This window comes from Nocardia suismassiliense (assembly GCF_900269665.1).
Lineage (GTDB): Bacteria > Actinomycetota > Actinomycetes > Mycobacteriales > Mycobacteriaceae > Nocardia > Nocardia suismassiliense.
This window is the reverse complement of the sequence record NZ_LT985361.1, coordinates 8631446-8653172: the sequence shown is the minus strand read 5'-3', so window position 1 is coordinate 8653172 and position 21727 is coordinate 8631446. Positions and strand designations below refer to the sequence as shown.

General features: G+C 67.4%; 21 protein-coding genes and 1 pseudogene. 13 read left to right on the top strand and 9 right to left on the bottom strand.

The annotated features are described in order from the left end of the window. Positions 1-22: 22 nt before the first annotated feature. Positions 23-211: a hypothetical protein gene (locus DBO33_RS38670; RefSeq protein WP_107659441.1), complete on the top strand. Its 189-nt coding sequence runs from the start codon at positions 23-25 to the stop codon at positions 209-211. Between the two features lie 49 nt (positions 212-260). Here DBO33_RS38670 and DBO33_RS38665 read toward each other — a convergent pair whose 3' ends face one another. Further along, the gene (locus tag DBO33_RS38665; protein ID WP_107659440.1) at positions 261-1133 is read right to left on the bottom strand and encodes an aldo/keto reductase; all 873 of its coding nucleotides are present in this window, start codon (positions 1131-1133) and stop codon (positions 261-263) included. A 141-nt stretch (positions 1134-1274) separates the two neighbouring features. Further along, on the bottom strand, positions 1275-1970 hold the full coding sequence (locus tag DBO33_RS38660) for a type 1 glutamine amidotransferase domain-containing protein (protein WP_107659439.1): 696 nt from the start codon (positions 1968-1970) through the stop codon (positions 1275-1277). Positions 1971-2142: 172 nt separating this feature from the next. Here DBO33_RS38660 and DBO33_RS38655 point away from each other — a divergent pair, with 172 nt between their 5' ends. Then, entirely contained in the window at positions 2143-3273 is a 1131-nt protein-coding gene (locus DBO33_RS38655; RefSeq protein WP_107659438.1) for a serine hydrolase domain-containing protein, read from the top strand. A gap of 75 nt (positions 3274-3348) precedes the next feature. Here DBO33_RS38655 and DBO33_RS38650 read toward each other — a convergent pair whose 3' ends face one another. Further along, positions 3349-4251 (bottom strand): oxygenase MpaB family protein, encoded by a 903-nt coding sequence (locus DBO33_RS38650; RefSeq protein ID WP_107659437.1) that lies wholly within the window; start codon positions 4249-4251, stop codon positions 3349-3351. Positions 4252-4537: 286 nt separating this feature from the next. Here DBO33_RS38650 and DBO33_RS38645 point away from each other — a divergent pair, with 286 nt between their 5' ends. The 11 genes and pseudogenes from DBO33_RS38645 to DBO33_RS38595 all read left to right on the top strand — a co-directional run bounded on the left by DBO33_RS38645 (position 4538) and on the right by DBO33_RS38595 (position 14124). Further along, positions 4538-4762 carry a hypothetical protein gene (locus DBO33_RS38645; RefSeq protein WP_107659436.1) on the top strand — a complete coding sequence of 75 codons (225 nt, stop codon included), beginning with the start codon at positions 4538-4540 and terminating at the stop codon, positions 4760-4762. After that, positions 4762-4950 carry a hypothetical protein gene (locus DBO33_RS38640; protein ID WP_107660967.1) on the top strand — a complete coding sequence of 63 codons (189 nt, stop codon included), beginning with the start codon at positions 4762-4764 and terminating at the stop codon, positions 4948-4950. The genes DBO33_RS38645 and DBO33_RS38640 overlap by 1 nt, the downstream gene beginning before the upstream one ends. Before the next feature lie 13 nt (positions 4951-4963). Further along, on the top strand, positions 4964-5818 hold the full coding sequence (locus DBO33_RS38635) for an MlaE family ABC transporter permease (RefSeq protein ID WP_107659435.1): 855 nt from the start codon (positions 4964-4966) through the stop codon (positions 5816-5818). Position 5819: 1 nt separating this feature from the next. Further along, positions 5820-6683, top strand: coding sequence for an ABC transporter permease (locus DBO33_RS38630; protein ID WP_107659434.1), 864 nt, complete (start codon positions 5820-5822; stop codon positions 6681-6683). 8 nt (positions 6684-6691) lie between these two features. Beyond that, entirely contained in the window at positions 6692-8056 is a 1365-nt protein-coding gene (locus DBO33_RS38625; RefSeq protein ID WP_107659433.1) for an MlaD family protein, read from the top strand. Between the two features lie 2 nt (positions 8057-8058). Continuing rightward, entirely contained in the window at positions 8059-9081 is a 1023-nt protein-coding gene (locus tag DBO33_RS38620) for an MCE family protein (protein WP_107659432.1), read from the top strand. Next, entirely contained in the window at positions 9078-10103 is a 1026-nt protein-coding gene (locus DBO33_RS38615) for an MCE family protein (protein WP_407670583.1), read from the top strand. Before DBO33_RS38620 ends, DBO33_RS38615 begins: the two co-directional genes overlap by 4 nt. After that, a pseudogene (locus tag DBO33_RS38610) lies at positions 10103-11202 on the top strand (MCE family protein). The gene DBO33_RS38615 and the pseudogene DBO33_RS38610 overlap by 1 nt, the downstream one beginning before the upstream one ends. Further along, a complete protein-coding gene (locus tag DBO33_RS38605; RefSeq protein ID WP_107659430.1) occupies positions 11199-12281 on the top strand; it encodes an MCE family protein in 1083 nt (360 codons plus the stop codon). The pseudogene DBO33_RS38610 and the gene DBO33_RS38605 overlap by 4 nt, the downstream one beginning before the upstream one ends. Continuing rightward, the gene (locus DBO33_RS38600) at positions 12278-13498 is read left to right on the top strand and encodes an MCE family protein (protein ID WP_107659429.1); all 1221 of its coding nucleotides are present in this window, start codon (positions 12278-12280) and stop codon (positions 13496-13498) included. Before DBO33_RS38605 ends, DBO33_RS38600 begins: the two co-directional genes overlap by 4 nt. An 11-nt stretch (positions 13499-13509) precedes the next feature. Beyond that, positions 13510-14124, top strand: coding sequence for a hypothetical protein (locus DBO33_RS38595; RefSeq protein ID WP_107659428.1), 615 nt, complete (start codon positions 13510-13512; stop codon positions 14122-14124). Here the strand turns inward: DBO33_RS38595 and DBO33_RS38590 are convergent, their stop codons facing one another. The 6 genes from DBO33_RS38590 to DBO33_RS38565 all read right to left on the bottom strand — a co-directional run bounded on the left by DBO33_RS38590 (position 14125) and on the right by DBO33_RS38565 (position 21714). After that, the gene (locus DBO33_RS38590; RefSeq protein ID WP_107659427.1) at positions 14125-15369 is read right to left on the bottom strand and encodes a TetR/AcrR family transcriptional regulator; all 1245 of its coding nucleotides are present in this window, start codon (positions 15367-15369) and stop codon (positions 14125-14127) included. It lies immediately after the preceding gene. Positions 15370-15549: 180 nt separating this feature from the next. Further along, positions 15550-16794 (bottom strand): TetR/AcrR family transcriptional regulator, encoded by a 1245-nt coding sequence (locus tag DBO33_RS38585; RefSeq protein ID WP_107659426.1) that lies wholly within the window; start codon positions 16792-16794, stop codon positions 15550-15552. Positions 16795-17003: 209 nt separating this feature from the next. Next, complete coding sequence (locus DBO33_RS38580; protein WP_107660966.1) at positions 17004-18344, bottom strand: cytochrome P450; 1341 nt, start codon at positions 18342-18344, stop codon at positions 17004-17006. A 123-nt stretch (positions 18345-18467) separates the two neighbouring features. Then, positions 18468-20417, bottom strand: a complete 1950-nt coding sequence (locus tag DBO33_RS38575) for an acetoacetate--CoA ligase (protein ID WP_107659425.1) — start codon at positions 20415-20417, stop codon at positions 18468-18470. 29 nt (positions 20418-20446) lie between these two features. Continuing rightward, positions 20447-21259, bottom strand: a complete 813-nt coding sequence (locus DBO33_RS38570) for an HpcH/HpaI aldolase/citrate lyase family protein (RefSeq protein WP_107659424.1) — start codon at positions 21257-21259, stop codon at positions 20447-20449. Continuing rightward, on the bottom strand, positions 21256-21714 hold the full coding sequence (locus DBO33_RS38565) for a MaoC family dehydratase (RefSeq protein ID WP_234391462.1): 459 nt from the start codon (positions 21712-21714) through the stop codon (positions 21256-21258). The genes DBO33_RS38570 and DBO33_RS38565 overlap by 4 nt, the downstream gene beginning before the upstream one ends. Positions 21715-21727 lie beyond the last annotated feature (13 nt).

Here is a 21727-nt window from a genome sequence, read left to right as displayed (position 1 = left end):
GACGTTTACGCAGAGGTGAACTATGGACGTATTGCACTCGGATGTGCGGGAATTGTGGCTGGTGCAGAGTCGCGACTGCGCACAGGATCCGGTGGACCTCAGCTACGAACGAGCGCGGTTCATCCTCACCGTGCACGGCGGCCACGGTGCCCGCTGTCACCAATACCTCGCCGCCTCGGCCTGCTGTTTCCGCCGGGCGGCCGAGAAGTGAAGCAAGGTGGGCCCGGCCGAAGCCGGGCCCGCCTCGAGTCGGGATGGAATCAGGCGGCCGCGGACAGCGCCTCGAACTCCTTGTCGGTCAGCGTGATGCGCGCGGCGTCGGTGTTCTCCTCGAGGTGCGCGATGCTGGACGTGCCTGGAATCGGCAGCACCACCGGCGAGCGGCGCAGCAGCCAGGCGAGCGCGAGCTGGGCGGGGGTCGCGCCGTTTTCCTTGGCGATCGCGTCGAGCGGGCCACCCGGCCTGGCGAGTTCGCCGGTGGCGATGGGGAACCAGGGGATGAACGCGATGTTCTCCTGCTCGGCGTACTCGAGCACATCCTCGTCGGCGCGGTTGGCCAGGTTGTACAGGTTCTGCACCGAGACGATGGTGGCGATCTCGCGGGCTCGGCGCAGCTCCTCGACGCTCACCTGGGAGACGCCGATGTGGCGAATCTTGCCCTCCTGCTGCAGCAGCACCAGTTCGCCGAGCTGGTCGGCCAGCGGCACCTGCGGGTCGATCCGGTGCAACTGGTAGAGATCGATCTGCTCGACGCCGAGGTTGCGCAGGCTCAGTTCGGTCTGCTGGCGCAGGTATTCGGGCCTGCCGACCGGACGCCAGTCGCCCGGACCGCCCCGGGTGAGCCCGCCCTTGGTGGCGATCACCAGGTCATCGGCGTAGGGGTGCAAGGCCTTACGGATGAGCTGTTCGCTGACGAATGGGCCGTAGGAGTCGGCCGTGTCGATGAAGGTGACGCCGAGCTCGACGGCCCGTCGCAGCACCCGGACCGCCTCGTCGGGATCCTTGGGGTCACCCCAGACGCCGGGGCCGGTCAGCTGCATGGCCCCGTAGCCGAGCCGGTGGACGGGTAGGTCACCGCCGAGCGCGAAGGTGCCGGATGCCGCGGCGGGCCGCGCGTGCAGGTTGGTGCTCATGAGTTCGGTTCCTTCCGAAGGGGAATTGCGCGAGAGCGGGCGAGCCGGTGTGACGTCGGCACGGCGACGTCGCTACTGGCAGCAACGTTGTCGCCGCCCCGGCGATTCCCCCTGCGGGGTCGTTTCGCGAGCGGCGAAACGTCAGCCGAGCGCCCGCAGCAGTTCCTGCGCCACCGCCGCGGACGAGGCCGGGTTCTGCCCGGTGATCAGGTTACGGTCGACCACGACCTGCGGCGCCCATGGCTCGCCCTCGCGGAAATCCGCGCCCAGTTCGACGAGTCGATCCTGCAGCAGCCACTTGGCCTTGTCGGCCAGGCCGCCCTGGCGCTCCTCCGCGTTGGTGAAGCCGGTGAGCCGGTAGCCCGCGAAGGGATTGGTGCCGTCGGCGCCGACGGCAGCGAGCAGCGCGGCAGGGCCGTGGCACACCACCGCGAGCGGTTTGCCGGATGCCAAGGTGGCGGTGAGCAGTTGGCCCGACTCGGCGTTCACCGCGAGGTCCTCCATCGGACCGTGGCCGCCGGGGTAGAAGACGGCGGCGTAGTCGGCGAGGTCTACTTCGGACAACTTGACGGGGTGCTGCAGTTCCGCACTCGCGGCGAGCACGGCGGCCCGTTTGTCGGCACCCTCCTGGCCGCCGTTGAATTCGGGCGCCAGGCTGCCCTGGTCGACCGGCGGCACGACGCCGCCGGGGGTGGCGACAACGATCTCGTGGCCCGCCGCCTTGGCCGCCTCGTACGGCACGGCGAACTCCTCGGCCCAGAAGCCGGTCGGGTGCGGGGTGCCGTCGGCAAGGGTCCAGGTGTCGGCACCGGTCAGTACGAACAGTATTTTCGCCATACGGTCGACAGTACGAGCGTCGCCGTAGACTGGCCAATGGGAACGCCGATATCAGACATCGGAATTCTGATGGACTCGGTGCTGCCTCATCCTTGTAGGGGAGGGGAGATCGGGGGAATATCGGGGTCCGTCCCTGATGTGGGCGAGGCCGTCCGCTCCATAGCGTTCAGGCATGCGCTGTGCACCGATCATCGTCGCCCTCTCCGCGGTTGCCCTGCTTGCCGGGTGTACGTCGGAGTCGAAGCCCGAGAACGCGTCCGGTGGGGTGCCGGACACCAAGATTCGCGCTGTGCAGGCCGATATCGACGGCATTGTCGGGTCGGGGGTCACCGGGGCGATCGCCACCGTCACCGACAACGGCGAGACGGTGGTGCTCACCAGCGGTGTCGCCGATATCGACACCGGCGCGAAGATTCCTACCGAGCCTGCCCAGCACGTCAGGGTGGGCAGTATCGCGAAAACCTTTGTCAGTGCGATCGTTTTGCAGCTGGTCGCGGAGGACAAGGTGCGGCTGGACGAGCCGGTGGACACGTATCTGCCCGGGCTGCTGCGCGGGGAGGGGATCGATGGGCGGGTGATCACCGTGCGCCAGATCCTGCGTCATCAGAGCGGGCTACCGGAGGTGGCCGCGGATCCACGGGTCGACGAGTATCGCGCGGCGTTGGAGAACCGCATCATGACACCGGCCGAAGGTATGGCGATCGCGCTACAGCGGCCTGCCGATTTCGCGCCGGGGACCCGATATGAATACAACAACACCAACTACTACGTCGCGGCCATGCTCGTCGAAAAAGTCACCGGCGCACCGTATGTCGACGAACTGAACCGGCGCATTCTGCAGCCGCACGGGCTGGCGGACACATATCTGCCCGCGGCGGGCGATCGCGAGATCCGCAGTCCGCATCCCAAAGGCTATGGGGTAGTGGACGGCAAGGTGACCGATGTGTCGCGCATCGAACCGTCGGTGCCGTGGGCGGCCGGGGGGCTGATCTCCACGGGTGCCGACTTGAATCGCTTCTATTCGGCGCTGGCCGCCGGTCGGGTGGTCCCCGAGGCTCAGTTGCGCGAGATGCGAAACGGTGTGCTGATGGACGCGGAGACCCAGATGCACTATGGGCTCGGCTTGGGAATTCTCGAATTATCCTGCGGTGCAGAGTATTTGGGGCATTCGGGCGGGATCTACGGCTTCGTCGGCATGTCCGGTGCGACACCGGAGGGGCGCGCGGTGACCTATACGTTCACCAAGGATCCGGATGCGATGCCGGATCTGGTCGGCCTGCTGGGCCACGCGCTCTGCCCGTAATCGTTTGTGCGGATCGAGGGGTCTCCGCCGTCCGGGCTGTTCGCCCCGGACGGCGGAGTCATGCGCTGTCGGCGTTCAGATGAGGTTGCGCTGCTTACGGATTCGACGCCGCACGTCCGCGAGCAACGTGTAGGTGCCGCCGTGCCGGAGGAAGCGCGGGATGAATCGGTTCACGAAGGCGACGAATACGAACAGATGCTCGAAGCGCCGCTGATCGGTGGCCGTCCACCGCACCTGGAGCTGTTCGCGGAAGATCGGCGCGAGAAAGCCGATCGTGAGGAACTTCAACAGGTTTCGGAACGGCAGCCGCAGATACCAGTGGATCATCCGCAGCTCCAGTAGATCGGTCAGATAGGCGCGCACGTACTCGTCGATGGCGACCTGCTCGCAGGCCTCGTTCCAGTACCGATCGAAGTCCGCGCGAGTGGCGGGCCACATGTCCTCGGTCACCTGCAAGGTGGTACCGAGCGTCGAGGACGACACATAGAACGCCTCGGCCTGCTCGTCGTCCATCCGGCCTTGCAGCAGTTGGTAGGTGTCCTCGAAGCCGATGTACAGGCAAGCGGCGACCCACAATTGGAGATTCCGGTCGAAGGCGTTGTACTTCACCGGCGCGCCGGGCGCCGAATGTACTTGCCGGTGCGCGACATTCACCGCCTCCCGATAGGCGAGGCGCTCCGCTTCGGTGCCGAGAATGGCGACCGCCAGATACTGCGTGGTGGTGCGAGCCCGCTTCCACGGATGGTGCATCAGCGAGCCGGATTCGACCTTGCTCTCCGCGACGCCGTACCCCACACCCGGGCGCGCCAGCTGCATCACCACATTGGCCGCGGCGCCCGCGAAGGACCAGAAGTCCAGCGCGTCGGTCAACTTGATGGCCCGCTTGGTGGTCGGCCGGTGCGTGGCGCCGATCTGGATCCGGGTGCGGTCCTTGGACAGCGGGGCGGCGGCGTGCTCGGAGGAGTGAGCGGCGGTCATGGGAGTCCTTTCGTGTCGGAATCGACTCCGCGTGGCGTAACAGCCTGTGAACTGTTGATAACTTAAGCCCGGCGGACTCGGCGCGTCAACGGGTTGGACTGCATGGGGAAAGTCTGGCCGCTACCGCTACGAATCTACCCGAAAGGGTTCCGTAAAGTCCGGAATCGTGCGTAACATACGGCCCCATACCGGACCGTGTGGCGTCCGGCACGGATCCAACGGTGGATCTCTTGTGGGTCCTGCCGTGGGCGGCCGGTCACGTCGACCGGCACGCGAAAGGACACGCATGCTCAAGAGGCTGGATCGTTTATTCAGCTACGAGATGAAGGTCTCGGAGTTCCTGGGGACGCTGATCATCCTCGGCATCCCGTACGGCCTGATCGGCGTGGTCTGGACGCTGACCCACACCAGCCACCTGCGCGGTATGCACGGCATCGACGTGGTGATCTCGTTCCTGGGTTCGATCGTGTGCTGGCCCGTGCTCACCTTCTCGAATGTGTGCATGACCTGATGATGATCCTGGTCTGGCTGATCGACGTCCTGGTGATCGGCGTGAAGGTGCTCGCGGGGCATACGCGGGTCAATCCGGTGCTGCGGTTCGGATTGTGGTTGGTCGTTTTGAGCGCCGTCGTGGCCGGTGCCGCCGGCCTCGGCTTGCTGCTCGTGCTGCTGCAGCGGCAGTTGAGCGGCACCGCGTGAGAGGCGGCGATCGATGACCAGCACCCAACGGCCGCCGGGCCGTACCGATCTCGAGCAAGCCGTCGACGACCTCAGGGGTCTGTGGCAGCGGCACCCCCAGCGGTCGCTGGAGACGCTGGGCAGGCAGGTGACCCTGGGCCGCGACGCGGTGCTGGAGATGTTCCGCGCACTGCTCACGCGCCGGTTCCCGTTCCAGGAATTCATCAAACAGTGTGCGTTCATGTCGAGCGTATCGGCGGCGCCGACGGTGTTCGTCGCGATACCGGTCGCGGTGGTGGTCTCGATTCAGATCGGCGCCTTGGTGAGCCAGGTCGGCGCGACCACCTTCATCGGTGCCGTCAGCGGGCTGGGCATCATTCGCCAGGGCGCGCCGCTGGTCACCTCCCTGATGATCGCCGGTGCGGTCGGCTCGGCCATCTGCGCCGATCTCGGCTCCCGCACGATCAGGGAGGAGATCGACGCCATGAAGGTGATGGGCGTCGATCCGATCCGCAGGCTGGTCGCGCCGCGGCTCGCGGCGGCGGTGCTGGTGAGCATGCTGCTGTGCGGCTTCGTGGTCTTCGTCGGCTTCGCCACCGGCTACCTGTTCAACGTGTATGCCCAGGCCGGTACGCCGGGCTCGTTCATCAGCAGCTTTTCCTCCTTCGCGGTGGCGAACGACATGATCGTCGCGCTGCTGAAGGCCGCCATCTTCGGCGCACTCACCGCGATCATCGCCTGCGACATCGGCCTGCACACCAGGGGCGGACCCGGCGGCGTCGCCAACTCGGTGAACGCTGCGGTGGTGAACTCGGCGCTGATGCTGTTCGCCACCAACATCATCATCACCCAGGTGTACAACACGCTGTTCCCGGCGAAGGTGATCTGAGATGGGTTCGCGTTATACGCCGCCGGCGTTGCAGCCGTTCCGGGTGGTCGGCGAGTTCGCGCGCGGACCGGTGCGCGCCAATCGGCGACTCGGCCATCAGGCCATCACCTTCGTCGCGGCGATCGCGGCAATTCCGTTCACGCTGAAGCACTATCGCAAAGAGGTGCTGCGGCTCACCGCGGACGTCGGCTGGGGCAACGGCTCGCTGGTCGTCGGCGGTGGCACCGTCGGCGTCGTCATCATCCTGTGCGGGTTCGGCGGGATCACCGTCGGCATGGAGTCCTATACGGCACTGAACCTGCTGACCATGAACCCGCTGACCGGCGCCATCTCAGGGTTCGCCACCACCCGCGAGATCGGGCCGATCCTGGCGACGCTGGCCTTCGCTATCCAGGCGGGCTGCCGATTCACCGCGCAGCTGGGCGCGATGCGCATCTCCGAGGAGATCGATGCGCTGGAATCCATTGCCATCCGCCCGCTCCCGTACCTGATCACAACCAGGATGATCGCGGCGACCTTGACCATCGTCCCGCTCTACAGCGTGGGACTGGCGGTGGCGTACCTGATGACCAAGCTGTCGGTGCTGTTTCTCGGCGGCACCTCGGCGGGCACCTACGACCACTACTTCTTCCAATTCCTCAACGGCGCCGACGTCTTCTTCTCGGTGCTCAAAGTGATGGTGTTCGTGCTCATTTCGACGTTCCTGCAGTGCTACTACGGCTATGTCGCCACCGGTGGTCCGGAAGGCGTCGGCCAAGCGGCCGGGCGCGCGATCAAGATGGTGATCGTCGTCATGGTGTTCGCGAATCTGTTTCTCACGCTGGCGATCTGGGGCATCGACCCCGGTATCCGGATCTCGGGATAGGGGCCGCGATGATCATCGACCCGAGTGGCCGGGGACCGACCCCGCGGCAGCTGTCCCTCGCGGGCATCGCGCTCACGGCGGTAGTGCTGCTGTTGCTGTACCTGCTCGGACTGCGCTACACCGGCCGCTTCGAGGACAACGTCGGCGTGGTCGCCGTGCTCACCAGCACCGGTGACGGGTTGCCCGAGAACGCGGATGTGAAGTTTCGCGGCATGATCGTCGGCTCGGTGGCCGACGTGCAGGTCGTCGCGAAGGGTGAACGGCAGCGCGCCGAGTTGAACCTGAAACCCGCGGTGGCAGCGCTGATCCCGGCGGCCGTCACGGCCAGGGTCATCCCCAACAACATCTTCGGCGTGACGGCGATCGAGCTCGTCGACAACGGGCCGACCCGGGAGACGTTGCGTGCGGGGGCGGAGATTCCCGAGGACACCAGCGAGGGCACCGTGCAATTGCAGACCACGCTCAGCGTGCTGCGCGACGTGCTCGATCACATCCAGCCGGAGAAGCTGGGCCGGGTGCTCGCCACCCTCGCCGACGCCCTCGACCCGGCCGCGCGGGTGCCGGGCTCCACCATCGAGCGCCTCGACACCTGGCTCACCCAGGTACACGCCATCCCGGGAATCGGCAATCTGCTCGGCGATCTCGGCCGGGCCGCGACCGCGCTGAGCACGTCCGCGCCCGAGCTGGTCGGTGTGCTCTCGGAGTCGGTGACCACCGCGCGCACCTTCACGGAGCGGCGGGACAAGCTCGTCGCGCTGCTCACCAACGCCAACGGGGCGGTCGACTCGGTGAATTCGCTGTTCGCGCGTAACCCCGATGCGGGCAAGGAGGTGGTCTCCGGTGTCGGCGAACTGTTCGGCAGCCTGGCCGAGGATCCGGATGCCCTGCAGCAGACGGCGGCCAATCTCAATGTGTCCCTGCAGAAATTGCGCTCGGTGTTCGGTTTCGGGCCGAGTCGCCAGATGATCTGGAAGATGGACGTGTCCTTCACGCCGTTTCAGCAGTACACGGCCGCGGATTGCCCGCGGTACGGCAGCATGGCCGGGCCACGCTGCGGCGGTGCCTCGATACCGGAAGTCGCGCCGCCACAGGAGTTTCCGGAACAGCTGGCACCGCAGTGGCTGGACGCCGCAGGTCCTGCGCCGATCGTGCCCAAGCTGCCGAGCATTCCAGGCATTCCGATGATTCCCGGGCTCACGGCACCGGCCGCGGCGAAGGATCCGGCACCGAACACCGACGGGCCCAACGGCTTACGTGGCCCGGACGCCGTCGCGGCGATTGTCGGCGGCCAGCCGACCGCGGCGCAGTATCTGCTGCTGTCGCCGCTGCTGGCGGGCGGCTCGGTCACCCCGGCGGACAAGGGCGGTAGCTGATCATGAAATCAGGTAAGGCGCTGGCCGGCTTCAGCCTCTTCGCCGTGGTCGCGATCGTGCTGACGTACACGATCTGGTCCACCCTGCAGCGTTCGGTCCCCGGCGACACCGACTCCTACTCCGCGACGTTCTCCGATGTGCTCGGCCTGCGGGTCGGCGACGACATCCGGATGGCGGGGGTGCGGGTCGGCCGGGTGGACGCGATCGACTTCGACGGCGACTACCGGGCCCGCATCGAGTTCCGGATCCAGCGCAGGCAGCGGCTGACCACCACCACCAAGGCCATGGTGCGCTACCAGAACCTGATCGGGCAGCGCTATATCGCGCTGGTGCCGGGCACGAGTGGCGGACAAACGCTGGCGGCGGGCGCGGCGATACCGCTCGAGCGCACCGAACCGTCGTTCGACGTGTCCGCGTTGCTGTCCGGGTTCGAACCGCTGTTCAGTGTGCTGCAACCGGATCAGATCAATTCGCTGTCGGAGACGCTGATCCAGGCCTTGCAGGGCAACAATGTCTCGCTGAGCGCGTTGATCACCCAGGCCGCCGAGCTGGCGGGCACCTTCGGGCAGCGGGACCAGATTCTCGGCGACGTGATCGGCAACCTCAGCAGTGTCATCGCCGGGCTCGCCCATCGCAGCGGGGAACTGGAAACGCTGATCACCCAGGCGCGTTCGCTGGTCGAGTCGCTCTACGCGCAAGGCGAGTCGTTGAAGGGGTCGGTCGATCAGGTGGCCACCTCGACCGACTCGCTGGCGCGGCTGATCGCTCAGGTGAAGCCGAACATCGCTCGGGCGCAAGACGATGCGACGAGCGGTGTGGCGCTGCTGCTGCTCAACGGCGCCTCGCTGGACCAGGCGGCCGTCGAGCTGCCGAGCCTGCTCAACGGCATCGCCAGGTTCACCAGCTATGGCGCCTACGGCAATGCCTACATCTGCCGTCTCGATGTCTCGCTGTGGGGTGTGCTGCTGCCGCCGGGGCTCTTCTCCCAGGTCGGCGGGAATTCGCAATCGGAGGTGTGCCGATGATGACACGAGCGCGATCGCTGATCGGGCGCGTCCGGCTGCCGCGGAACCGGCTGCTGTGGCTCGGGCTGCTCGCGGCGGGTTCGGTGGTGCTGCTGCTGGTCGGCTCCAGCGTGCTGTCCCAGGCCCGGTTGGGGGACAAGACCATTCAGGCGGAGTTCGCCCAGGCGGCCGGGCTGCGGGCGGGTGCGTCGGTGGATGTGTCCGGCATCGAGGTCGGCTCGGTGCGCGCGGTGCGGCTCGACGGTGCGAAGGTGCTGGTCGACCTGCGGGTGCGCCGGGATCTGCGGCTCGGCCCGGACGCGCACGCGGCCATCAAGATGACGACGATCCTCGGCAAGCTGCACGTCGAGCTGGTGCCCGGCAATGGAAAAGGGTTGCCGGGCAACCGGATCGCGCTGGCGAACACGTCGGTGCCGTACAACCTCAGCAAGGTCATCCGTGACCCGGTGTACAAGTCGTCGTTCGAGCGGATCGAGCGGATCGATCCGGCCAAGCTGCGCCAGTCGCTGGACCTGCTCAGCAGGCAGATGGGCGACTCGCCGCAGCTCACCGTCGAGGCGTTGAACAGCATCGGCGCGCTGGCCAAGGTGATCAACGACCGCCGTGATGAGGTCGATGTGCTGCTGAAGAGCATGGATCAGGTGTCGCAGCTGGTGTCGGACAACCGCAACAGCGTGCTGCTGCTGCTCACCCGCGGCGAGGCCATCGGCAACGCCGTCGCGGTGCGGCAGAACATGCTGAAGTCGTTGCTGGACAACGTCGCCGAGCTCTCCCGGCTGCTGCAGGAGATGGGCCTGGAGAACAACGATCAACTCGGGCCGATGATCCAGAGCCTGAACACCATGTCCGAGGGCCTGGAGAAGAACCGGGACAACCTCGACTCGCTCTACGAGATCATGCCGGTTGCCTTGCGGCAGTTCAACAACGCGCTCGGCAACGGGCCCTACGGCGACGTGTGGGCGCCGTGGGTTTTCCCGGACAACTGGTTGTGTTTCGCCGGTGCGGTACAGGGGTGCAACTGATGAAGATAAGTACTTTCCTCAAAACCGCCGTGCTGTGCTGGGTCGCCGCGGTGGCGTCCGGGTGCTCGCTGCTGCCGGACAGCCTGAGCGGGCTGCCCGACCAGTATCTCGGCGAACGCCTGCGGATCAGCGCCGATTTCGAGAACGTCGCCGGCCTGTACGCGGGCAACGACGTCGCGATCCTCGGGGTCCCGGTGGGCCGGGTCGACACGGTGACGGCCAGAGGAAGCTACGTCGAGGTGACCATGTCCATCGACAAGGACGTCAAGGTGCCCGCCGACGCGATCGCCGCGCTGGTGTCGCCGCAGCTGATCACCAACCGGCACGTCGAACTCGCGCCCGCCTACGAAGGCACCGGCCCGGTGCTGGCCGACGGTGCGCACATCCCGCTCGAGCACACGCGCACCCCGGTGGAACTCGATCGGATCCTGGAGAATTTCGATCAACTGGGCCGAGCGCTGAAGGGCGACAACGAGTCCGGGCCGATGGCGAGCCGGGTACTCTTCCCGCTGCTCGACGGCAACGGCGACAAGCTCCGCGAGACCCTCGACGCCATGTCCTCGGCGTTCGAGGTGAGCTTGGCCAACGGAGATCAGATCTCCAACACCATCGTGAAACTCAATGAGATCACCCAGATCATCGCCGAGAACGACCAGACGGTGCGCGATTTCAGCGGCAGGCTCACTGAGATGGTGCAGCTGATGGGCGACCAGGCGCCGGGCTTGCAGGCGGTGCTGACCCAGCTCAACGACTTCGTCACCAACACCCCGACCGTGGCCGGCACCAACCCCGAGCAATTGCCCGGCGCGCTCAACCATTCACCGCCCTCACCGGGCAGATGCGGGCCAACGCGCGTGCGGTCACCGAGATCGCCGACGTGACACCGCTGTTCTTCCAGAACCTCGCCAACGCGACCAGCCGCGAACATCAGGCGCTGCGCCTGCACGGCCTGCTGGACAAGGCGGTGCTCGACGGCGAGGCCCTGTCGGTGTTCTGCGAGCGGGTGCAGATGCGCCTGGATGGTTGCCGGTCCGGCAAGATCCAGGATTTCGGCCCGGACTTCGGGCTCACCGCCGCGCTGCTCGGACTGACCAAATGAGGGCGCGGGCACTGACTACGCTGTGCGTCGCCGTGGCGATCGGCGCGACCTCGGGCTGCGCGGTGACGGTGGACAACGTGCCGCTGCCGAAGCCGGGCATCGGCGGTCCCGGCTACACCCTGCACGCGGTGTTCCGGGACGCACTGAACCTGCCCGCCAACGCGCACGTGAAGATCGGCGGCTCCGATATCGGCATGGTGTCCGCGATCAGCACCACCGACTTCCTCGCCGACGTGGAGATGCAGATCCGCCAGGACATTCAGCTGCCTCGGGGGACCACCGCCGAGCTGCGCCAGGCCACCCCGCTCGGCGACATGTTCGTCGCGATGACGCTGCCCGCGAAACAGGACGGCGCCGAGCTGCTGCGGCCCGGGGACACCATCGCCCCGGAGCACACCGCGACCGGCGCCTCGGTGGAGCAGTTGATGATGTCGGTCTCGTTGCTGCTCAACGGCGGCGGCCTGAACCAGGCGGCCCGGATCACCGCCGAGATGAACTCCATGTTCGGCGGGCGCGCCCCGGAGCTGTCGCATCTGATCACCGAGATGACCGATGTGCTCACCGCACTCAATCGGCGCACCGCCGACATCGACGGCGTATTGACCGGGCTGAATACCCTCACCGGTGAATTGGCCAGGCGCAAAGCCGAATTGGGTGCCGCCGCGGACACCTTCCCGCCGCTGATCGGACTCGTCGCCGAAAACAACAGGGCCATCGCCGATCTCATCGCGAAGGTCTCGGTGACCATGGCCGCGCTCGGTGACTTCACCGACACCACCGGGCCGGAATTCCTCGGCTTGTTCGACAGCATCCAGCGGCTGATGTCCGGCTTCACCAAGATGGGCGACGATCTGGCGGGCGCCCTCGACGGGCTGCACGCCATCTACCCGTCGATCTCGGCCAGCCTGGACGGCCCGGCGCTCGCGGTCGCGGCCACCGTGTCCTACCTCAGTGTCGGTGCGCTGACCGACCCGAAGGGCAGCAGGCCACCCGAGATCGGTGACGTGCCCGCCTTCATCGGCAGCCTGGCGCAGGTCATCGAGAAGGTCATCGGCCGGCTGCAAGGCGGTGGCCGATGAATCCGCCGCTGAGCTCACCCACCCCGCCGGCTTCGCCGGCTGCCGTCCCCCTGTGGCAATGGCTGGTCCGGCATCGGGTCGCGGTGGCCAATATCGGTCTGATCGTGGTGCTCGTGCTCGGCGCGTCCTACCTGGGTGTCTATGTGCTGCGGATCAATCCGCTGCCGAGCACGTATACGGTGCGGGTCGAGTTGCAGAGCTCCGGCGGTCTCGCACCGAACAACGACGTCACCTTCCGCGGTACCCGCGTCGGCCGGGTCGAGGAGGTGCGCATCTCCGGTGACGGCGTCGCCGCGATCGCCGAAATCGATAAGACCGCAAGGATTCCGGTGGGCGGCACGGTCGCCGTCGGCAGGCTCTCCGCGGCGGGCGAGCAGTATCTCGACTTCCGGCCGGACGCGGACAGCGGGCCGTATCTGGCCGACGGCTCCGTGATCGAGCGCGCCAGGACGACGGCGCCGGTGACGATGCAGTCGGTGTTCGGGAGCATGAGCGGGCTGATCGGCGGGATGAATCCCGGGCGGCCCAACGTCATCGTGGATGAATTGGACAAGGCGCTGGCCGGTGGCCCGGATCGGCTGCGCAACATGATCTCCGGTATCAGCCGGGCCATGGCCGGATTGACCGACCTACTGCCGCAGACCAGGCAACTCATCGAGAACCTCCAGGTGATCGCCGATACGACCAGCCACGCGCAGCCGGACCTGACCACCTTGACCACCGGCTCCAGCGCGCTGTTCCAGCAGTTGACCGCCGCGGATCAGGAAGTGCGCAAGTTCCTCGACCTCGGGCCGGGTCAGCTGGCCACCCTCGGCGGCATCGTGCGCGACACCGAGGATCCGATGACCAACCTGGTCACCAACTTCGTCGCGATCACCAAGGCCGCCAAGCTGCGGGCTCCCGCCATCGCGGCGCTGTTCCCGGCGCTGCGCACGGGTTCGGAGGCGATCGGCATTCCGGCCCATGACAACGCGTACCACACCCTGGTCGACCCATGGCCACGGCCGAGCTGTGACTACGAGACCGTGCCCGTGGTGCCGACCACGAAGACCGTCGACACCAGGGTCCGGCTCTACAACTACTGCGTCACGAGCAATCCGGCACTGCAGGTGCGTGGTTCGGCGAACGCGCCGCGACCGAACGTGCCGGACAACGGTTCCGGGCCGCCGCCCGGCGTCACCGGCAATGAGCTGTCCCGACCGGCACCTGGTAGATAGAGGAGCACACTATGACCGACAATGAACTACCCGAGGATTCCGCCGCATCGAGTGATGTTGTGGCAGAGAAGGACTCGGATCAGACTGCGCCTGCCGGCCGGTTCGATCGGTTCCGGCCAGGCCGAGTCGGAAAGCTCGTGCTCGGTGTGGCGGGGGCCGTATTGCTCTGCACCGCAGTCGCTTCGAGCGTCATTTTCTACGTGCAGAACAAGGGCAACAAGGCTACTCTGGCCGCCAACGCGGACGCGCGCACCGCCGCATGCGCCTACGCGCCGATCCTGGCCGACTACGACGCGAAGAAGCTCGACCCCTACTTCGCCGCCGTGCTCGACGGCGCGACCGGCGACTGGAAGAAACAATTCGACAGCACCAGCCAGGAATTGCGCGAGGTGCTCACCCAGGGCGAGGTGGTGTCGAAGGTCAACGACGTCCAGTGCGCGATCAAGACCGGTGACGAGCACTCCGCCGAGGCCATCGTGGTGATCGGGCAGACCATCACCAGCATGGGCACCCAGGGCAAGCCCGCCCCCGGCCAGCTGTCCATGGTGATGCGCCTGGAGAAGGTCGACGGCCGCTGGCTGGTGAACAAGGTGAACTCGCCGCTGGCCCCGCCGCAGCAGCCGTAGCTACTCGGCGTCGCGTCCGAACAGCACGACCCGCATCAGGTGGACCACCCGTTGCCGCGAGCACGCCGGATCCGTGGAGCCGAAGCGCTGACCCAGATCGACCACCAGCGCCAAGGCCGCGTGCACCAGCAGTCTGGCGTCGGCGGCGGCGAGTTCGGGGCGCACGCCGACGAGCAGCTTCGCCCACTCTTCGACGTTGAGCCGCTGGATGTTTCGCAGGGCCGTGCGAGCGTCGGCGGGCACGTTACTGATCTCGGCGTAGTAGACGAAGGTCAGCTCGCGTTCGGCGAACGAACCCGCCACGTACAGCTCGATCAGTGTCGTCAGGGCCTGCTCGGGGCCGTCGGCAGCGGCGACCGCAGGGCCGATCGCGGCCGAAACCCGGTCTGCCGCACGGCGGAACGCGGCCGCCAGGATGTCACCCTTGCTGCGGTAGAAGCGATACACCGCGGAGGAGGCGGGCAGCCCGGCCGCGGTGGCGATGTCCTCGACGCTGACATTCGGATAGCCGCGTTCGTGGAACAACTCGATCGCGCGCGCGAGCAGCAGCTCGTGTTTGAAGGTCAACGGAATCTCGGTTACCGCAAGGGGTTCGGGATGTTGCGCCGGTGGCGGCAGCACGCAGTCGGCGGCGGCGCGGCAGGCGGCGCCGAGCAGTGCGGTCAACGCGCGCACCGGGATCGACACGTGGTGGTCGCCGATGCTGCTGAGCACGCTCAGTATCGCGGCCGACAGGACGGCGCGGTCCGCCTTGTCCAACTCCGGACGGGCCTCGCCCAGCAGCGACATGAGGACCGAATGCACTGTCGCCAGTTGGTCGTCCAGGATGGCGGCGTCGGCGTCCTCGAGATAGCGGCGCTGCCAGCGCAGCAGCGCGGCGCTGCGGCGATTGGTGATCGAGGACGCGATGAGGGCGTCGATGACGCGCCCGAGCCGTACGGCGGCGGGCAGCCCGCGCGCCGAGTCCGGCAGGCGCACCGCCGCCTCGCTGAGCGCACCGAGCCGCAGTGCCTCCTCGCGGAACAGCGCGTATTTGCTGGGATAGTGGCGATACAGCGCGGCCGAGCTGATGTCGAGCCGGGACGCGATGTCCTCCATGCTCACACCGTGGTAGCCGAGCGACCCGAACGCCTCTGCGGAGGCCGCAGCGATCTGGGCGCGTCGATCCCGTGGCCGCCGGCGGACCACGCGCGGCGCTGTTCCGTCGGACGCCTTGTCCGCAGCGCGGCCTTCCTGGGCACCCATGCGGCGATGGTAGCCCAATCGGACGCTCGGTAGAGGGGCCTTTGCATCCCGAACTCAAACTGAATGGTAGATCACAACGGAGGCCGGATAGCGGAACCTACCTGTAACTCTTCGACCGCACCTATCTGGAATGCCGCATAACATAAGCGACCGGTTGGTACCTCCGTCGAGCCGGTCAGCTCAGGCCGCGGCGGGACGCCCGAAAAGGATGAGCTGCATCAGCAGCCGCACCCGTCCCTGCGCCGCCATCGGCTGATTGTCGAACGCGCGGCCGAGGTCGACCACCAGCGCGAACGCGGCGTGGATGAGGAACCGTGCCTCGGCGGGCGAGAGTTCCGGGCGCACCTCGCGCAGCAGTCGCGCCCACTCTTCGACGCTGAGCCGCTGGATGTTTCGCAGCACCGCGCGTTCCTCCGCCGGAACATGCTGGAACTCGGTGAAATACACGTAGGTGAGCGCGCGCTCGGCGAACGACCCCGCGACATACTGGTCGATCAGCGTCGTCAGGGCGCCCTCCGGGCTCGACGCACTCGCCACCGCCGGGCCGACCGCGCCCGAAACCCGTTCCGCGGCACGGCGAAAGGCCGCGGCGAGCAGGTCGCTCTTGCCGCGATAGAACCGGTACACCGCCGAGGCCGCGGAGAGCCCGGCGGCGGTGGCGATGTCCTCCACGCTGACATTCGGGTAGCCGCGCTCATGGAACAGCTCCACCGCTTTACGCAGCAGCAGTTCATGTTTGAACGAATCCGGGATCTCGACCACCTGCAGCGGCTCGGCGGGCTGCTCCGCAGGCAACTGCGCGCCGACGATCGGCTGACATGCCGAACCGAGCAGCCGGGCAAGCGATTTCGCCGGCAGCGTGGCGTGGTGGTCGGCGATGCTGGTGATCGTGCTCAGCAAGGCCATCCGCAGTACCCGGGTGTCGTCCTCGCTCAGTTCCGGCCGCAGCTCGGCGAGCTGGCTGCCGAGCGCGCCGAGCACGGTGAGCTGCTGGTCGTCCAGCGTCGTCACATCGTCGGGCTCGAGGTAGCGGCCCTCCCAGCGCACCAGGGTGATGGTCGGCCGATTCTCGATGGTGACGGTGATGAGCGCGTCGAGCACGTGCCGTAACCGCTGGTCGGGCGACCATGCCGCGGCTTCGGCGGGCAGCTCGACCGCCTCGGTCATCGCCCGGCCCACCCGCAGCAATTCCTCACGGAACAGCGCGTACTTGCTCGGATAGTGCCGATACAGCGCGGCGGAGCTGATGCCGAGGCCGGAGGCGATGTCCTCCATGCTCACGCCGTGATAGCCGAGCGCGCCGAACGCGGCCGCCGAGGCCGCGGCGATCTGGGCCCGGCGATTCTTCGGCCTGCGCCGGACCTCGCGGGGTGCCGAGTCGCCGGTGCTCGCCTTCCGCGCCGTACGGCGATTGTCGACACTCATGCGGACATCGTACTGATCAGGGCTGGTGAGACGGGCTACGGCTCGGCGCGGGCGCCCGCCGAACCGCCCGGGTGCCCCAGGTCACGCCGAATAAGCGCACTACCTGCCGGAAAGCGGCGCGAGTCCGTGCGACCTGTAGGCGGGAGTCGTCAATGTGATCGCTGCCACAACTGCTCAGCAACCATGCAGTGTCGAGTGCGCGGGTCCCTTCAGGCGCGTGGCGTGATGACCAGGCGCGCCTTGCCTCTGGGGACCGTGGTGATGTTGCGGGTCTTCCCACGTTCCGGTTCCGTGCCCTCGGGCAGCGAAAGCGAATGTCGCACAAGGATTTCCCGGAGCACGGCGGTGCTCTCCATCAGCGAGAAGCCCGCGCCGATGCAGCGCCTGACCCCGCCACCGAACGGGAACCAGGTGTTCGGCGCCACCTCACCGGCGAGGAAACGCTCCGGCCGGAAGACGGCGAGGTCGGGGTAGCTGTCGGGATTGCGGTGTGCGAGCAGGATCGAGGTGCTCACCACCGTGCCCGCGGGCAGTCGCCTGCCGCCGATTGTCATATCCCTGGTCAGTTTTCGGTTGGTTCCGTTGATGACGACGTGCAGCCGCATCGCCTCCTTCATGACGGCTTCCAGATATTTGTCGTCGTCGTTGCGCGCGGCCGCGTAGGCCAGCTCTTGGATGTCCGGACGGGTCGCGAGCTCGTACAGCGCCCAGGACAGCGCCGACGCGGTCGTCTCGTGCCCGGCCAGCAGCAGGGTGATGAGCTGATCGCGCAGTTCGGCGTCGGTGAGCGGCGGGTCGTGGTCGTCGCCGGTGCCCGCGTGCAGCAGCCGGGACAGCACATCGGTGCGCTCGGCCAGATCCGGAGCGCGCCGCCGGGCCGCGATCTCGGCGTAGAGCAGGGCGTCGACCGCGCGCAGGTTGTCGGCGAACCGCTTCCACGGTCCGAGCCGGGCGAGCAGATTCGCCTTGAAGCCGAGAAACACCAGCGGATTCAGATTCACGATCTGCTTCAGTCGCGGCCCGAGTTCGGCGCGGGTGTGTTCATCGGTGACCCCGAAAACCACCTGCACGATCACCTCGAGGGTGAGCGCGTTCATCCGGTCGAGCGTGATGAGTGTGGCACCCGGTGTCCAGCGGGCGATCTCGGCGACGGCGATGTCGGCGACCAGGTCGCGGTAGGCGCGCAGCGCCGAGCCGTTGAAGGCGGGCATCAGCAGCCGTCGGGCGCGCGCGTGTTCGTCCTCGTCGGTGAGCAGCAGCGAGTGGCTGCCCATCACGTGGCCGAGGATCTGGTTGCCCTCGCCCGCGTGCAGGTCGTGCGGGTTGCCCGCGAAGATCTCCTTGATGTGCTCGGGGCGGGAGAACACCACGGCATGGTCGGCGAACGGCGGGATCCGCAGTGTGAAGACGTCACCGTACCGGCGCGCCAACGCGGGCACGAACCGCTGCCGATCGACCTGGAACAGGATGCTCTGCACGATGCCGGGCAGTCGCGACCCCGGTGGATAGGCGGCGATCTCGTCGCGCGCTCGGACGTCCTGTGCGGCCACGATGCCACCTCCGCCGGGGTAAGGGACGAGCCTGTCCACCACCACGCTAGGAGATGCGCGGGCAGGGGTCTATGAAACAGTTCGTATTCACCCGTAACCGCACTGAATACACGCGGCCGGGTGCTAACTCTCGACGTTCGGTCGGACGGCCGCGTACCAATCGAGCAGGTCCGGGTTGTCGACGGCACTGCGCTCGACGACCCGGGTGGCGTCGGCCCCTTGGAAGAGCTTCTTGATCGGCACCTCGAGCTTCTTGCCGGTCCTGGTGTGCGGAATGCCCGGGGCTACCAGGATTTCGTCGGGCACGTGGCGCGGGGAGACCTCGGTGCGGATGGTGGTGTTGATCCGGGTCTTCAGGTCGTCGGTGAGTTCGGCGCCGGGCGCGAGCACGACGAACAGCGGCATCCAGTAGCCGCCGTCCGGCTGTTCGGCGCCGATGACCAGCGCCTCGGCGATCTCGGGCAGGCGCTCGACGGACTGGTAGATGTCGGCGCTGCCCATCCGGATGCCGTGGCGGTTGAGGGTGGAGTCGGAGCGGCCGTGCACGACGATGGAGTTGCGGTCGGTGATGGTGATCCAGTCGCCGTGCCGCCACACACCGGGGTACATGTCGAAATAGGCGTCGTGGTACCGCTTTCCGTCCGCGTCGTGCCAGAACCGCACCGGCATGGACGGCATCGGCTTCGTGATGACCAGCTCGCCGACCTCGCCGCGGACCGGCTGGCCGGTGCCGTCGAAGGCCTCTATCGCGGCGCCGAGGAAGCGCGCGGACAGCTCGCCCGGCCAGGCAGGCACGGTGCGCACGCCACCGAGGAAGGCCGACACCACGTCGGTGCCGCCGCTGATCGAGTTGACCTGGACATGGTCACCGGTGTTCTCGCCCAGCCAAAGTGCCGACGAGGTGGGCAGTGACGCGCCGGTGATGCCGACCGCGCGCAGTGCGGACAGGTCGTGCTCGGTGCGCGGCACGGCGCCCGCCTTGATGCAGGCGAGCACGTAGCCGGGGCTGGTGCCGAGCATGGTCGTGCGGGTCTCGGCGGCGATGCGCCACAACGCATCCGGCGCCGGATAGGTGGGGCTGCCGTCGTAGCAGACGACGGTCGCGCCGACCAGCAGGCCGGAGATCTGGAAGTTCCACATCATCCAGCTCGGGCTGGTGTACCAGAAGAAGGTGTCGTCCGGCCCGATGTCGGTTTGCAGGGCAACGGCTTTGAGATGCTCCAGCAGCACTCCACCGTGCCCGTGCACGATGCCCTTCGGCAGCCCGGTGGTGCCGGAGGAGAACACAATCCACAGCGGATGATCGAAATCGACCGTCTCCGTCTCGATCACGGCGGGCGCGGCCTCGTCGCTGGCGATCGCGTCTCGCCACGGCGTCGCATCCGCCACGTCGAGCCCCAGCTGAGACACGGCGATCGTGCCGCGCAGGGTGCCGAGACCGGCTTGCAGCGCGGCGATGTCGGCGCGCTTGTCGTGGGCCTTGCCACCGAATCGGTAGCCGTCCACGGTGATCAGCACGGTGGGTTCGAGCTGGCCGAGCCGATCCAGCGCGGCCTTGGGCGAGTAGTCCTGGCCGCAGGCGGTCCATACCGCGCCGATGCTCGCGGTCGCCAGGAAAGCGATGACGGTTTCCGGGATATTGGGCAGGTAGCCCGCCACCCGATCGCCCGGTTGCACCCCTAGGCCCCGCAGGGTTCGAGCCAAGGCCGCCGTGTGGTCGATCAATTCGACCCAGGACACCTCGCGCCGTTCGGCGTCCTCACCGACGGCGATGATCGCGGGACGGTCGGTGCGGAACTGGCGAACCACCTGATCGACATAGTTCAGCCGCGTGCCGGGAAACCATTGCGCGCCCGGCATTTCCGCGTCGGCCAGCACCTCACCGGCGATATCGCCGAGCTCGAAGTAGTCCCACACCGCGTGCCAGAATTCGGCGATCTCCTCGACGGACCACTGCCACAGTGCGTGGTAGTCGGGCACGGCGCGGCCGGTGCGTGCCGTGACGAACCGCGCGAAGTCGGTGATCCTGGCGTCGGCGATATCCTGCTCGGTCGGCACCCACTGTGGTTGCACCGCAATCCTCCTGGCTTTCGAACTCGGGTTCAGGCGCGCTCGGCGCGCCGCACGATCTGCTCGGCATGGCGTAAGACGGGGGCGTCGACCATGCGCCCCTCGAAGGCGAACACCCCACGATGCTTCGGCACTTCGTCGAGTACCCTTCTGGCCCAGTCCAATTCGGCTGCCGCCGGGGCGTACGCCGCGCGAATGACCGCGATCTGGCTGGGGTGGATGGCGACCTTCGCGTCGAATCCGACGGCGACCGCGTCGAGCGCCTCGGCGCGCAGGCCATCGAGGTCGCGGATGTCGAGATATACCGAGTCGAGCGCGAACTTGCCGTACGCCTTGGCCGCGAGCAGCGTGGTGGACCGGACATGGCGCGCCACATCGCGATAGCTGCCGTCGGCGTGCCTGCTGGAGTTGCCGCCGAGTCCGGCGACGAGGTCCTCGGCGCCCCACATCACGCCGATCGCATTGGGTGCCGTCATCGCTCGGTCGACCGTCAATGCGCCGAGCGGCGATTCGATCAATGCGATCACTTCGTACTCGGCCAGGGCCGAGACCTGTTCGGCGGATTCGCATTTCGGCAGCATGATGCGCCGATAGCCGGTGTCGGCCAGCGCGGCGAGGTCGAGCGAGTGCTCGTCGGTGCCTGCCGCGTTGACGCGGACCACGGTGGTCTCGGGATCCAGCGGTGTCTCGACGAGGGCCTTGCGCGCCGCCGCCTTGTCCGCGGCGGCGACGCCGTCTTCCAGGTCCAGGATCACCACATCCGCTGCCTCGGCGGCCTTTTCGTAGCGATCCGGTCGGTCCGCCGGGCAGAACAGCCAGGCGGGCCCTGGCAGCTGCCACGTCACGGCTGTCCGCCTTCGGGTCGCAAGCGGATCATCGCGTTGCGTACCGCCACCGCCACGACGGTGCCGTGCTGGTTGCGTGCGGTGTGGCGGAAGGTGACGATGCCCTCGCCCGGCCTGCTCTTGGAGACCCGCTTGTCCAGCACGACGGTCTCGGCGTAGACGGTGTCGCCGTGGAACAGCGGGGCGGGGAACTTCACCTCGGTGAAGCCGAGATTGGCGACGGTGGTGCCCTGGGTCAGGTGCGCCACCGAGAGGCCGACCATGGTGCCGAGGGTGAACAGCGAATTGACCAGGCGCTGATGGAACGGTTCCTGGGCGTCGCTGTAGGCCGCATCGATGTGCAGCCCTTGCGGATTCATGGTCAGCGTGCTGAACAGCACGTTGTCGGTCTCGGTCATGGTGCGGCCCGGCCGGTGCTCGTAGAGCACGTCGGTCTCGAGCTCCTCGAACCACATGCCGGTCTGCACT

Bases quoted from the DNA above. Each gene is read 5' to 3' on its own strand.
- DBO33_RS38670 (WP_107659441.1), top strand. From the start codon at position 23: ATGGACGTATTGCACTCGGATGTGCGGGAATTGTGGCTGGTGCAGAGT.
- DBO33_RS38665 (WP_107659440.1), bottom strand. From the start codon at position 1,133: ATGAGCACCAACCTGCACGCGCGGCCCGCCGCGGCATCCGGCACCTTC.
- DBO33_RS38660 (WP_107659439.1), bottom strand. From the start codon at position 1,970: ATGGCGAAAATACTGTTCGTACTGACCGGTGCCGACACCTGGACCCTT.
- DBO33_RS38655 (WP_107659438.1), top strand. From the start codon at position 2,143: ATGCGCTGTGCACCGATCATCGTCGCCCTCTCCGCGGTTGCCCTGCTT.
- DBO33_RS38650 (WP_107659437.1), bottom strand. From the start codon at position 4,251: ATGACCGCCGCTCACTCCTCCGAGCACGCCGCCGCCCCGCTGTCCAAG.
- DBO33_RS38645 (WP_107659436.1), top strand. From the start codon at position 4,538: ATGCTCAAGAGGCTGGATCGTTTATTCAGCTACGAGATGAAGGTCTCG.
- DBO33_RS38640 (WP_107660967.1), top strand. From the start codon at position 4,762: ATGATGATCCTGGTCTGGCTGATCGACGTCCTGGTGATCGGCGTGAAG.
- DBO33_RS38635 (WP_107659435.1), top strand. From the start codon at position 4,964: ATGACCAGCACCCAACGGCCGCCGGGCCGTACCGATCTCGAGCAAGCC.
- DBO33_RS38630 (WP_107659434.1), top strand. From the start codon at position 5,820: ATGGGTTCGCGTTATACGCCGCCGGCGTTGCAGCCGTTCCGGGTGGTC.
- DBO33_RS38625 (WP_107659433.1), top strand. From the start codon at position 6,692: ATGATCATCGACCCGAGTGGCCGGGGACCGACCCCGCGGCAGCTGTCC.
- DBO33_RS38620 (WP_107659432.1), top strand. From the start codon at position 8,059: ATGAAATCAGGTAAGGCGCTGGCCGGCTTCAGCCTCTTCGCCGTGGTC.
- DBO33_RS38615 (WP_407670583.1), top strand. From the start codon at position 9,078: ATGATGACACGAGCGCGATCGCTGATCGGGCGCGTCCGGCTGCCGCGG.
- DBO33_RS38605 (WP_107659430.1), top strand. From the start codon at position 11,199: ATGAGGGCGCGGGCACTGACTACGCTGTGCGTCGCCGTGGCGATCGGC.
- DBO33_RS38600 (WP_107659429.1), top strand. From the start codon at position 12,278: ATGAATCCGCCGCTGAGCTCACCCACCCCGCCGGCTTCGCCGGCTGCC.
- DBO33_RS38595 (WP_107659428.1), top strand. From the start codon at position 13,510: ATGACCGACAATGAACTACCCGAGGATTCCGCCGCATCGAGTGATGTT.
- DBO33_RS38590 (WP_107659427.1), bottom strand. From the start codon at position 15,369: ATGGGTGCCCAGGAAGGCCGCGCTGCGGACAAGGCGTCCGACGGAACA.
- DBO33_RS38585 (WP_107659426.1), bottom strand. From the start codon at position 16,794: ATGAGTGTCGACAATCGCCGTACGGCGCGGAAGGCGAGCACCGGCGAC.
- DBO33_RS38565 (WP_234391462.1), bottom strand. From the start codon at position 21,714: ATGTGGTTCGAGGAGCTCGAGACCGACGTGCTCTACGAGCACCGGCCG.